The organism is Shewanella sp. 553 (assembly GCF_059338375.1).
Genome location: NZ_CM181701.1, coordinates 3,372,722 through 3,385,693 on the forward strand (window position 1 = coordinate 3,372,722; position 12,972 = coordinate 3,385,693).

At 48.0% G+C, this 12,972-nt stretch carries 11 protein-coding genes; 4 read left to right on the forward strand and 7 right to left on the reverse strand.

Features of this window, described 5'->3' with window-relative positions:
- Positions 1-11: 11 nt before the first annotated feature.
- From AC5YBZ_RS14920 to AC5YBZ_RS14930, 3 genes are all read left to right on the forward strand, one after another.
- Entirely contained in the window at positions 12-569 is a 558-nt protein-coding gene (locus tag AC5YBZ_RS14920; protein ID WP_494520856.1) for a cyclase family protein, read from the forward strand.
- Positions 570-931: 362 nt separating this feature from the next.
- On the forward strand, positions 932-1,945 hold the full coding sequence (parM, locus tag AC5YBZ_RS14925; RefSeq protein WP_494523950.1) for a plasmid segregation protein ParM domain-containing protein: 1,014 nt from the start codon (positions 932-934) through the stop codon (positions 1,943-1,945).
- Between the two features lie 9 nt (positions 1,946-1,954).
- Entirely contained in the window at positions 1,955-2,626 is a 672-nt protein-coding gene (locus tag AC5YBZ_RS14930; protein ID WP_494543127.1) for a hypothetical protein, read from the forward strand.
- A 121-nt stretch (positions 2,627-2,747) separates the two neighbouring features.
- Here the strand turns inward: AC5YBZ_RS14930 and AC5YBZ_RS14935 are convergent, their stop codons facing one another.
- A complete protein-coding gene (locus tag AC5YBZ_RS14935; RefSeq protein ID WP_494520853.1) occupies positions 2,748-4,904 on the reverse strand; it encodes a S46 family peptidase in 2,157 nt (718 codons plus the stop codon).
- Between the two features lie 249 nt (positions 4,905-5,153).
- A complete protein-coding gene (locus tag AC5YBZ_RS14940) occupies positions 5,154-6,356 on the reverse strand; it encodes an aromatic amino acid transport family protein (RefSeq protein WP_475514922.1) in 1,203 nt (400 codons plus the stop codon).
- Between the two features lie 662 nt (positions 6,357-7,018).
- Here AC5YBZ_RS14940 and AC5YBZ_RS14945 point away from each other — a divergent pair.
- The gene (locus AC5YBZ_RS14945) at positions 7,019-7,573 is read left to right on the forward strand and encodes a TMEM165/GDT1 family protein (protein WP_494520852.1); all 555 of its coding nucleotides are present in this window, start codon (positions 7,019-7,021) and stop codon (positions 7,571-7,573) included.
- A 72-nt stretch (positions 7,574-7,645) separates the two neighbouring features.
- Here the strand turns inward: AC5YBZ_RS14945 and katB are convergent, their stop codons facing one another.
- The 5 genes from katB to AC5YBZ_RS14970 form a co-directional block, all read right to left on the reverse strand.
- Positions 7,646-9,094 (reverse strand): catalase KatB, encoded by a 1,449-nt coding sequence (gene katB / locus AC5YBZ_RS14950; RefSeq protein ID WP_494521577.1) that lies wholly within the window; start codon positions 9,092-9,094, stop codon positions 7,646-7,648.
- 510 nt (positions 9,095-9,604) lie between these two features.
- Positions 9,605-9,853 (reverse strand): YgjV family protein, encoded by a 249-nt coding sequence (locus tag AC5YBZ_RS14955; RefSeq protein WP_494520851.1) that lies wholly within the window; start codon positions 9,851-9,853, stop codon positions 9,605-9,607.
- Positions 9,854-10,001: 148 nt separating this feature from the next.
- Positions 10,002-10,439 carry a PaaI family thioesterase gene (locus AC5YBZ_RS14960; RefSeq protein ID WP_494520850.1) on the reverse strand — a complete coding sequence of 146 codons (438 nt, stop codon included), beginning with the start codon at positions 10,437-10,439 and terminating at the stop codon, positions 10,002-10,004.
- 232 nt (positions 10,440-10,671) lie between these two features.
- On the reverse strand, positions 10,672-11,382 hold the full coding sequence (deoD, locus tag AC5YBZ_RS14965; RefSeq protein WP_494520849.1) for a purine-nucleoside phosphorylase: 711 nt from the start codon (positions 11,380-11,382) through the stop codon (positions 10,672-10,674).
- 54 nt (positions 11,383-11,436) lie between these two features.
- Positions 11,437-12,663 (reverse strand): NupC/NupG family nucleoside CNT transporter, encoded by a 1,227-nt coding sequence (locus AC5YBZ_RS14970; protein WP_494520848.1) that lies wholly within the window; start codon positions 12,661-12,663, stop codon positions 11,437-11,439.
- Positions 12,664-12,972: the final 309 nt, after the last annotated feature.

Genomic DNA, 12,972 nt, shown 5'->3' on the forward strand with positions numbered 1-12,972 from the left:
CGAGGTTGTATATGCACAAAGAACCACTAAGTCTGTTGATAGAAGAGGGACACCCTGCATACGAATGGGCTAAAAAACAATCGGACTCTGTTAGCGCTTTTGGTCATATAGGGACGCATATTGATTGCTACGAATCAGAACCAGCAGAAGCCAAATATGAGGTTGAAGCAGAGATTCTAGACTGTACGAATGGAATGCCTTCAACTAGCGATATTGAGCATCTAGATATTTCAAGTAAAGCATTAGTGCTGTTTACTGGGAATATCGAAAAAAATAGTTATGGAACACCCGACTATGGTGCTATGGATACTTCGGTCACAGCTAAAGTGCTTGATGCACTCCTAGAAAAATCCCCAGCATTTATCGTTATTGACAGCTACGGAATAGGCACACACGGTGATGAGCATATCAGGTTTGATAAAAGGTGTGAGTCAAAAGGCTGCTTCGTAATAGAGAATGTGAACTTATCTAAAATCACCGTTAGTACAATTAAAAAATTACAGATCGAGTTTGATAAATCATCACAATCAACGGGTAAAAGATGCGAAGTTATAGCACTTTGCGCCTAAAAATATGTCCCCATCTCAAAACCTCACTTTTTTGCTTTGCGTTGACTACGTGTTTGTGCCGCTGAGCCCTTCTATTTCAGGGATGAAATCGCATGTTTAACAAAAAAGCAGTGTGCCGAAGAAGTACCTGCACGAAGGCATGCAGCAAACCATTGGTTGCCAAGCGGGTTAACGCTACCATCAATAAATAAAACCCATTCAGCTAAACCCTACAAGCCAAAAAATGCCGATACTTTCATTCGAAGGCTAACGCTACTGGGTAACCAACAGCGTCACCTTAAAATAAATCAGCAAACGATTTCAGTTATACGCCAATTGGGTCGTATTAACATGCAAAAATGGGTTTATTTTAAGGAACGGTAATGCATTCAAGCATGACAAAATTTGCTATCGATGATGGCTCGACTAATGTGAAAATCAGCTGGATTGAAAACGGCGTAGTGCGCAGCGTGACTTCCCCCAACTCTTTTCGTAAAGACTGGAAAAGTGCCGCTTTGCTGAATGACCGCAAGGTCTTTAACTATCAAATCGCCTCGACCAAGTACACCTATGACGCCACATCAGATAAGGCGCTGTCGACCACTCACGTTGCCTTCCAATATGACGACTTAAACCTGCTATCGGTCCACCATGCGCTGCTGCAAACTGGCGTGAAACCGGGCCCAGTAAGCATTCTGGTCACACTGCCCATCACCGAGTACTACAAGGCCGATGACTGCCAGAAAAACGAAGAGAATATCGCCCGCAAGAAAGCTAACTTGATGCGAGAAATCAGCCTCAATAAAGGCGAGTTATTCACTATCGTCGATGTTGAAGTGCTACCTGAGAGCCTACCTGCCGTGCTAACCACTCTGATGGACTCAGGCGTCAATGAGTTTGCCAAATCCTTGGTGATTGATTGCGGCGGCACTACCTTAGATATGGGCGTCATTGTCGGCGAGTTCGACGATGTGTCGGCCGTGTATGGCAATGCCGAAATTGGTGTTTCTATGGTGACCAACGCGGCAAGAAAAGCGCTGTCAGCTGCAGACAGCGATGCCAGCTACTTGGTCGCCAATGAATTGATTAAGCGTCGCCATAACCGTGAATTTGTGGAAGAGGTGATTAACGACATCAGCAAAGTCGATTGGGTATTAGCGCGAATTGAGGACAAAATTGCCGAGCTCGGCGCCGCGGTTGCCTATGAGGCAAAAACCTTTACCCGTAATCCAAACCGGATCTATTTAGTCGGTGGCGGCGCTATGCTGATTGAAAGCGCGATCCGCAATGCCTACCCTTCGCTGGGCGATAAGATTGTGATGGTCAAAGATCCTCAAGAAGCATTATCGAGAGAGATCTGTTGCTACCACGCCGCTGAGCCTGCTGAAGCGGGTTAAAGGACCATTATGCGCATTCGATTCAATGTAGGACTTGAGCCTGAGATCCACGACGCCCACAGCTATGCCATAAAAGCCCTAAGGCGTTGGCAACAGCAGGAAAAAGCGCGTAATGATGAACCAGATATCGTGCAGCAGCGCCGCACCCAGTTTCATCGAGACCTGTATCTGTCAGGATTATTCCTGCATGAATTGGCGCCACAACTGCCATCGATGCTGAGCCAAACCCTGCTACAAGACAAGGTGAACTGTCACACCTTAGCCTGCCAACTTCACTCAGCTGGCCTCGCGTTAGACGCCAGCGAAGATAAGGGGCTATCTGAGCAGCAGTGGCAAAAGTTAACCGCAATGGTTGAGCGCGCAAACGTGCCACAGCCAACAAGCAACGTGGACTTTAGCGCTATTGAGCAGCAACTTGAGCAGTTACAACAGGGGCAAGAACAGTTAAGTCACCAGCTCAGTCAACTACCCGCGGTAGCAGAAACCGCGCAGCCACACGCCGAGTTGGCCACTCAGTTCAGTCAGCTTAAGCAAGGGCAAGAGCAGTTGATGGCACAGATAAAGGCGCTGCGCAGTCAATTAGCGCAAACGCCAGCGACACCCGCTGCCCCCGATGACGCACCGAGTCTCACGACTCAGCTTGAACGTGCCAGCCGAGTGAAATCAAAAGGGCTGTGGTAGGCCGTTTTATCACCCCACCTATGCGTAAAACTATCTATGCGTAAAAAGGGGCTTAAGTGATAACTTAAGCCCCTTTTTTAGTGGCGGCACATATTAACCACGCAGGGTTAATCGCCGGTGATTAATGCACAATTTCCATCTCTTCTAGCAGGTTATCGGCATTATCTAAGTATTTCATGACCCACAGCATATAACGGCTATCGACCTGGATAGAACGGTTGGTGTCAGGATCGTAGCCCCAATCACCAATGATGCTCTCATACACACCATCAAACAGCAGACCCACAAGCTCGGCGCGACCATTTAAGGTTGGCGAGCCAGAGTTGCCGCCAGTGGTGTCTAAGGTCGACAGGAAGTTAACCGGCACTGAGTCGATAGACTTCATATAGAAATCACCATACTGCTTTTGCTTAATTAGCTCTAACTGCTTCTTAGGGGCATCAAATGGTGACACGCCAGTGTCTTTAGCCAAAATGCCTTCGAGACGAGTAAAAGGCACCGCCTGTAAACCATCTTGTGGTGAATAGCCCTTCACATGGCCCACGGTAACACGCAAGCTTGAGTTGGCATCGGCGTAAACTGGCTTACCTAACTGCTTGTTATAAGCGATGATGGCGTCCATATATTGTGGCCGCACCTTCATCAGCTTACCAGCCAGCTGCTTCGATTTTTGCTCTTCAGCCATATCGGTGTCATACATAGCCACCGCAAGCTGAATAAAGGGATCGTTGGAGGCTTTAAAGTCGCTTACCGATTTGTCCATCCAGGCCAAACGCGTGGCTTGGTCGTCCAGTTGCGTGTTGGCGTACATCTTGTCTAACGTCTTGCTGAGCTTGGCGGCATCAAAGTTTTTATCGATACCAAAGGCTTTATCGAGTGCGGCAATATGCTCACTTTCTGGCAGCGCGGCGTAACGTTTAAGCAGGTCAAAGACCACGGCTTTATCGACACTGGCAGCGTAACGTCTGTCGATACGCTCCATGCCTGACTTAAAGCGGGTCATATCACGCTCTTGGTAACCTGGCTCACGTGCCATATCGTCAAGCTGCTTCTCATTGGCTAGGCGATAAAGTTGGCGCGCGGTGGGTAACATAGTGGTGTAACCTAAGTAACCCAAGATGATGTTACGCGCTTGGTGCTCTTGGCTTTGGGCGATCAGGCTGTCGAGCTCGGCAAGGGTCTTACCGTATTTGGCCTTACGCTCGCTATCTTGCGCAATCCACTTCCCGAGTTCGGCCTCACCGGCTTGACGATCGGCCAGCATGGTCGACTTACCGTAAAACTCGATCATTGAGGTGAAGTTTTTCGCGTAGTTGGCCAATCCAGCAATCAAGCTTTCATACTTGATGCGCTCATCGCTGCCCTCTGGCGCAGTCTCTTTGATGATCTCGATAAAGCGCTCACGCAGCATTTTGCCTTCAGGGTATGCCCATTCAAACTGATTTTGGACTTCGTTGGCAGTGCGGTAGCGATTGGTGCGACCCGGATAACCGGCCACCATCACAAAATCACCGTCACTGACGCCTTTGGCCGACACTTTCAAGAAGCTCTTTGGCTCGTAAGGCACGTTGTCTTGGCTAAAATCGGCAGGCTTGCCATCTTTAGCCACATAACCACGGTAAAAAGAGAAATCACCCGTGTGGCGTGGCCACATCCAGTTGTCGATATCGCCGCCATACTTACCCACGCTTGCCGCTGGGTTATAGACTAAGCGTACGTCGCGGATCTCCAATTGCTTAACCAGATAATATTCTAGCCCGCCATGAAAACTGTATACCTGACAGCGATAGCCCCCTTCGGCCTCACACTCGGCCACTAAGGCTTTTTCTTTGGCTTCAATCCCTTGATAGAAGGCGTTCCCCTCTTTCTCCGCCAAGCCCGCTTTAACCTTGTCAGTCACATCGGTCACCGCTTCAGTGACATAGATGCGTGAGCCGGGTGTGGCCGGTAATTCATCGGCAAAGGTTTTGGCTAAAAAGCCATCTTCGAGGAGGTTGTTCTCAGGGGTTGAGTTGTACTGAATTGAGCCATAGGCACAGTGATGGTTAGTCACGACCAGCCCTTTAGGAGAGACAAATGACGCCGTACAACCACCAAGACTTATCACGGCATTCATCGGAAATTCGGTCAGTTTAGAGATTGATTTGGCATCAATCTCAAGCCCTTTGGCTTTTAACTCATCCGCCATCGCGGGCAGCTGATGTGGCTGCCACATGCCCTCATCGGCTTGCGCGCCAAAGGCAGCGGCAAACGCCACTGTCATTAATAGTTTTTTCATTTTTTAAGTCCATTTTATCGTTATAGATATCGAGTGATTCAATTGTTGAGCAATACCCAGACAATAAAAAAGTCGGGCAATTACCCGACTTTATCACAAATGGCTAGTATACAAATAGCTTAGAAAATGACTAAAAAAGTAACGAGGTGTGTCGCTAAATAGGTCGTATAACACCCTTAAAAATAACCCACTTGGGCGGCGTCTAAGACTCATTTACCATGAGTTAAGTTATGCCGCCTTAAAGTGATGCTACAAGGTCACCCATAATTGCGAAGCAATGATCATCACCCCTAGCGCGCCCGCCACATATAAGGCTGGCGTACCGCCCATCACTTGGTAACCTCCCAATGCTAGCTTACGCTGACGCATGGCCATCAAGATGGGTAAAATAATGATCATCATCACCAATGGGATAGCCGCAAAGCCCAGTACTTTGACGAAGCCGTCGGGGTAGAAGATCGCACACAACAAAGGCGGAATAAAAGTTAATAACCAAGTCTGTAAGCGGCCACTCGCATTGCTTTTGGCCCGAGTTAACTCGGCAATAAAATCAAACAGGCTCATGGTGACCCCAAGGAACGAGGTGATCAGCGCCAAGTCGGCAAAGAAGGCGATGCTTTGGCTGACAATCGATGATTGCGCCAAGGCTTGCAGCGCATTGATCAGCTGAGGTAACGAGCCATCAAACCCACTAATTCTATCGCCACCCACGGTACCTAAGGTAACCGTCAGCCAAAATATATAGCAGGCCAGTGGAATGGTTGAGCCAATCAACAATACCTTACGCAGTTTAACGCTGTCGCCATCAAGGTAACCCACTAAAGTGGCAATACAGACGTGGAAACCAAACGAGGTAAACACCACAGGCACCGCCGCCATTAAGTAACCAGAAAAACTGCCCTGCTCGACGCCTTCAATAACGGCTGTTGCCGCCATGCTCGACAACGACACATCGGGCAACAAAAACAACACCACCAGCACTAATAACAGCACCATGGCAGAAAAAAGTACCCGCGAGATCTTATCGATCCAGGCGATCCCCACCGCAATCAGACCACCAAAAAACAGGGTAAACAGCATAATCGCAGTGTGTGAGTCGAGCTGTACGCCGAACAAACCATCGAGCTTAGAGACTAATAAGGAGGAGCCACCGAGCAAATAGACCATGGTCAACGCATAAAGCAGGCTTAAAAATGAGCCCCCTTGAACAAGTTGACCCACTTTACCTAAGGTTTTACCTGTGATGGCATGCACATTGTCACCCACCCCAGAGCGAAGATTAATTTCTAACATCAACAGCGATGTATAAGCCGATACGCCCCAAATCACCACCAATAAAGCCATGGCAGCCACGCTACCTAACGCCGCCGTCGCCAGAGGCAAAGCCAACATTCCCCCACCGATTGCCGTCCCTGCAACAATGGCTATAGAACCAAGCATTTTTGAATTCACAAGATTGTCCTGTTTTTAATTTTTATAAGAGTTGGAAGGTCAGATTTGAACGACAATTGAAAGAGGATTTTTAGCAACATGTAGCACCCACTGTAAGCCTCCCCATCGTCTAGTGCATCTGCACCTTACTGCGATATGGTTGGGCCCCAACAACTTAGCTAACATGATCATTTTTACCAGTATCTATTTAACTAAGCCGCTGAGGCGGTATAAATCGGTAAAAATATCGATAGGCTTTTTTCATCACTACCTTTATACAATTTTAATATGACTGCTAGCGACCATATCAGAGCCTAACCCAGCGCACAAGCCAACTTCAGCAACAAAAGCAAGTTTATACACCTAGGCAACATCCTTTAAACAACTGTAACGCAGCACCATTACAACAATACGACTTTTGGCAAAAAAACTGCCTGCCTGACTTGCCTAATCAACCTGGATCCGTATAATCTGCCGCCACTGCTTTAGGGGAGTAGCTAACGTGACTCGATAATGGGTCATGGGTGAGTATCAACATACTTGGCCTTATGCCATGGTGCTCACAGTAATAGGCATAGCCGATATCGGCTGGCATATTGCCCGGCAAGACCTAAGCACGGTTACCGCTCAAATTTAGGGGGCGGCGGACTGTGCTTGGATTTTTTGCCCCCTAAGGAACCCTCATGGAAGCTCTACTTGCGTCAACCTTCACCGTGGCAATTGCCGAAATTGGTGATAAAACTCAACTGCTAGCATTAATACTAGCCGCCCGCTTTAGAAATAAAACCGCCATCATTTTAGGCATCTTACTCGCGACTCTTGCCAATCACTTTGCTGCCGCGTGGCTGGGCCAATGGGCCATCAACTGGATCAGTCCAGATCTGGCGCGCTATATTGTCGCAGGCTCCTTTTTTGCCATCGCGCTGTGGGTATTAGTGCCCGATAAAGTCGACGCCGAAGAGAGCCGCTTCTATAAGATGGGTCCCTTTATTGCCACCTTTGTGCTGTTTTTCTTAGCCGAGATGGGCGATAAGACTCAGATAGCCACCATCGTACTGTCGGCTAAATATGACGCCCTCGCCTTGGTGGTTGTCGGCACCACGCTCGGCATGATGATTGCCAATGTGCCAGTGGTGATTGCCGGCCACTTTAGCGCCGACAAGCTGCCTATGGTCTGGATCCACCGTGGCTGCGCCGCACTCTTTGCCCTGTTGGGATTAGCCACTTTGCTATTTTAAGCGGTGAGCCAACAACATAATGAAAAAGCCAGTGGTATGGTATACGCCACTGGCTTTTTCATGCACTAAAACTTATAACCCTAAGGCCTGTTGCACTTGCTGACCATAACCACTGTCGGCTTGAGTAAAGTGCTGCACCATACGTTGCTGCACATCATCACTGGCCTGACTTAACGTAGCGGCAATATTGGCTACTAACCGCGCTTGTTCCGCCTCGGAGAAGATGCGATATAAGTTACCGGCCTGAGTATAATCGTCTTGATCATAACGACTATAACGTGCTGCCTCTCCTTCGAGTCGCAGTGGTGGCTCGGCGACTATCTTAGGCTCAGCTAAGCCTGCGGCCCTGCTATTAGGCCCATAGTTAACACTCGCATCGCCGCCAGTTTGACTGCCGCTAAAGGGACATCGAGTTCCTGCCATTGCACCACCACGTTGGTGATGATTGGCTTGCGTGGCATGGGGGCAGTTAACCGGCAACTGGTTATAGTTGGCGCCAATGCGATAACGCTGTGCATCTGCATAGGCAAACAAACGTGCTTGCAGCATCTTATCTGGCGATGCGCCCACACCTGGCACTAAGTTACTTGGAGCCAGTGCTACCTGCTCTACTTCGGCAAAGTAATTTTGAGGTAAACGATTAAGCTCTAATACGCCCACTTCAATAAGTGGGTAGTCACTATGTGGCCACACTTTAGTCAAATCAAACGGGTTAATGTGATAAGTGTTAGCATCGGCTTCAGGCATGATTTGTACATTAACAGTCCAGCGGGGGAAGTTGCCATCATTGATTGCCGCCACCATATCGCGTTGAGATGAATCGGGATCGATCCCCTTTAATATATCGGCTTGCTCAGTTGTGAGGTTGACCACCCCTTGTTGCGATTTAAAGTGGAACTTCACCCAAAAACGCTCGCCTTTAGCATTCCAAAACGAGAAGGTGTGCGAGCCATAACCGTGCATCTGGCGGTAGTTAGCAGGAATACCACGATCAGACATTAATATCGTTACCTGATGCATCGCCTCAGGGTTGAGTGACCAGAAGTCCCACATCGCCTGCGGATCTTTCAAATTGGTTTGTGGGTTGCGCTTTTGCGTGTGAATGAAATCGGGAAACTTAATGCCATCACGCAAGAAGAAGGTCGGTGTATTGTTGCCCACAATGTCATGGTTACCGCGCGTCGTATAAAAGCGCAGCCCAAATCCACGCGGGTCACGCTCAGCATCCGCCGATCCCATCTCACCACCAACGGTGGAGAAACGCATAAAAGTCTCGGTTTGTTTGCCCACACCATTAAAATGGTCGGCAATGGTGAAATCACTTAAATCTTTTGTCAGTGTAAAAGTGCCATACACTCCCGTCCCCTTAGCATGCACGATACGCTCAGGAATGCGTTCACGATTAAAGTGAGCTAACTTCTCGATTAAGTGCCAGTCTTGCAGTAACAGTGGGCCACGTTCACCTGCCGATAATGAGTTTTGGTCGTCTGTAACCGGGGCGCCATTTTGGCTAGTAAGCATGGCTGGTGTGTGAGCTGTCATCGCTTGGTTTATCATCTGTTTACTCCATTAAAATTAATATTATTTTTGCATCACTATCGGCTTTATGGCGCGACAAGTGGCTGCTGTACTATTGTTTGCATGCTGGCGACCATCACTATGAAGTGTGATTAACCCACTGTTCGATAAGATCGAAAATAGTTGTCATAGCTAATGCTCCTATATATTTGCCACTGCAATTACGATGTCGTCATCATAGGTTGACGACCAATTCAAATAAAGCGATTAAAATTGATAGTTGCAATCTGTTTATTGAATTAACAAGGCCGTATTAAGATTAACTAGAGGAGGTAGTCAGATTAAACAGGCTTAATTGAGACTAACTCAGCCTGTTTATCGCCAAGGGGAAAAACTAAAAAATCAGAGGAAAAATAAGCGTAAAATACGTAGCGGTTAAGTTGCTAGCGATAGCCATTTATCTGACTAATACAGGCCGCTACGTTACAGCTAATAAAGAAACAAGATGGGAGATCACTGGCGCTGCACAGGGCTCGGTGGCTTACGATAGAGCTTAACCAGATAATAAGCGTCAATCAGCACAATAAAGAAGTTCACTAAGGCGACGGGGTAAGCCTCAATGGCCACACCGTAGGCGACAAATAAGGCGGCGCCAATGAGATTCCACCAGCGTAGCTTTTTAATGTTCGCCATCATCAATGAGATGGCGACCACCACAGAGGCTAAGTAGCCAACCCATTCCCATATCGTTGCATTATCCATACGCACTCCATTGAGGTAACAGTCAATATCCTTATTATGGACACCATAAGCGTAAAGCGACAGCCATGATCCCTTGTCCTAGCAACACCTAGGCGAAGCTGGTGTAACCCACAACGGAACGACTACGCCTAAGCATAACAAGATCGGGCTAACGTTTAACCACCGCCGCCGTCATGCGTGAAATACAACAGAGTTCACCGGCGCTGTTATGGATCAGAATTTCCCACACCGAACTGCGTTTGCCCAAATGCACTGGCTTAGTGGTCGCGGTGAGAATCCCATTACGAGAGGCCTTAAGGTGGTTGGCATTGATCTCTTGCCCGACGCAGTAATACTGCTCAAAATCGACGGCAAAATTGGCTGCGTAACTGGCGACGGTTTCGGCTAAGGCGACATTGGCCCCGCCGTGCACTATCCCCAGCGGGTTATGAATTGCGGGGGTCGCAGCCATGGTGGCAATCATGTAGTCATCGCCTATCTCAGTAATGCTAATGCCCATAGTCTGCATCAAGGTGCCTTTGCCATGCATGCCGGCATCTAATTTGGCGCAATCTTCTAGGGTAATGGGTCTAAACCAAATGCTCATCTGATATTCCATTTCAATGATAATAAACGCTAGTCTACTGCGTCATTGCTAAAGTTTAAACCGCTAACCGAGCGGCTTATCATGTAAAAACTGCGCTTATCTCAAATACTTTGGCCTATTAAATAATGAACACCAACGGCAAGCCAGTAATCTCTGGGCACAAAAAAAGGCCTTGTCATAAGGCCTTTTTATGTTTGATAAGCTTAAGTGCTTAGCAGACGTCACTCGCAACTCAGTCTAAGTGACTAACCGCTTCTAGCGTCAGCTTAATCATCTCATTAAGGGTTTCTTGACGCTCTTCAGCGGTCAGGTGCAACCCTTGGCGAATATGATCGGTCACTGTCATCATCGCCAGTGCTTTAGCGCCATATTCGGTCGCAACGCCGTATAGACCCGCCGCTTCCATCTCGACACCTAAGATGCCATATTTTTCCATCAAGTCGTAACGTGACTCATCGCTGCTATAAAACAGATCAGACGAATATAAGTTGCCAACATGATAGTTAGCGCCTTGTTTTTTCGCGGCATCGACGGCAAGGCTCAACAAGTTGAAATCGGCAATCATGGCAAAATCTGTATTGGCAAAACGGCTACGATTGACAGCCGAGTCAGTGCTCGCCCCCATCGCCATGACCACATCCATCAGCTTAATATTGTCGCTGATAGCGCCACAAGAGCCGATACGAATGATATTTTCGACACCATATTCGGTGATCAGCTCTTTGGCATAGATAGAGATAGAAGGAATGCCCATGCCTGAGCCCATCACAGAAATTGGCTTGCCTTGATACTCGCCGGTATAACCCAACATGTTGCGTACATCGGTCACAAGCTTAGGGTTTTCGAGAAAGTTATCGGCAATGTATTTCGCACGTAGCGGATCGCCAGGCATTAATACCGTTTTCGCAAAAGCACCTGCTGGTGCGTTAATATGTGGGGTCATTTGTCTCTCCAATCAAAAAATGGCCTGCCGCGCAGCGGCAAGCACTCTGTTTTATTAACCCGCTAGACTATACAGAAGACCGGCAATCGTGCCGCTCATTAGGTTAGCAAGAGCCGCGGCGATAAGCGCCTTCATGCCCATAGCGCTGATATCGTGACGACGCTCAGGGCATAAGGCTGCCAAGCCACCAATCACCATGGCTAGCGAGCCAATGTTAGCGAAACCACATAGGGCAAAGCTGATAATAATTTGGGTTTTAACTGATAGGTCATCGGCTACTTTCAAGAAGTCGATGTAAGCAACAAACTCATTGATCACCATTTTTTGGCCGATAAATGATGCTGCTTGGATCGCCTCGCTCCAAGGCACCCCCATGATCCAGGCTAAAGGCGATAACACATAACCCAAGATAGCTTGCATGGTAAGATCATCATAACCAAACCAGCCGCCCATACCGCCAATCAAGCCATTGAGCAGCGCAATTAATCCAACAAACGCCATCAATAAGGCTGCAACGTTAAGTACCTGTTGCATCCCCATTGCCGCGCCACCAGCAGCGGCATCAAGCACGTTTGCAGGCTTATCTTCCTGGTCATCCATCACTTTTTTGATGTCGTTGATGGGCGTTTCTGTTTCTGGCCACATCAATTTGGCAAACAATAGGCCAGCAGGCGCCGTCATAAAGGCAGCAGTGAGCACATATTTGACATCAACCCCCATTTGGATATAACCAATCATGGTGCCACCAGCGACAGAAGCAAGGCCACCGGTCATCACAGCAAACAGCTCTGAGCGAGTCATACGCTTCACAAATGGACGCACCATAGAAGGCGCTTCAATGGGGCCGACGAAGATATTGGCGGTAGCCGACAACGACTCGGCGCGACTGCTGCCCAGCAGCTTAGATAAACCACCACCAATGAGGCCAATCACCAACTGCATGATGCCGAGATAGTAGAGCACGGCAATCAGTGAGCTGATAAACACCACAATGCAGAGCACATTAATAACGAAGATAAAGCCCACACCGAATTTGGCCAGATCGCCAAACACAAAGGTTAAGCCTTCGTTACCATAGTTAATCACGTGCATCACGCCATTTGAGGCGCTATCGAGTATGCTTTGACCAATAGGGGCGTACATCACAAACGCGCCAAAAGCGACTTGGAACGCTAGCGCACCCAGTACGGTACGAGGGTTAATGGCACGGCGGTGTTCTGAAAATAATACCGCCAAGCCCATTAAGGCGAGCATCCCCAACAAACTGATGAAAACTTCCATACATTTTTTACCAATAATTTTATTATGTGGTAGCAGTGTATCGAGCTATTTCAGTGTGACAAGCACCCTTCACCATAGAAAAAAACATTATCAAAAATAGGCGGCATTGATAACTAAAGACCGCGAAAAATGCGACCTTTCACCAGCAAACTTAAAACAAGCTGAAAACCAAACCAACACAAAGAAAACAAAAAAGGATCAGGTGAAACTCAAAAACAAACAATTACGCAGCAAGCTACGCTACGTTAACGCGGCTCTACGCCTCAGTAATTAGCGTCAAATGACGATCTAAAAACTCCATTTTGGTAA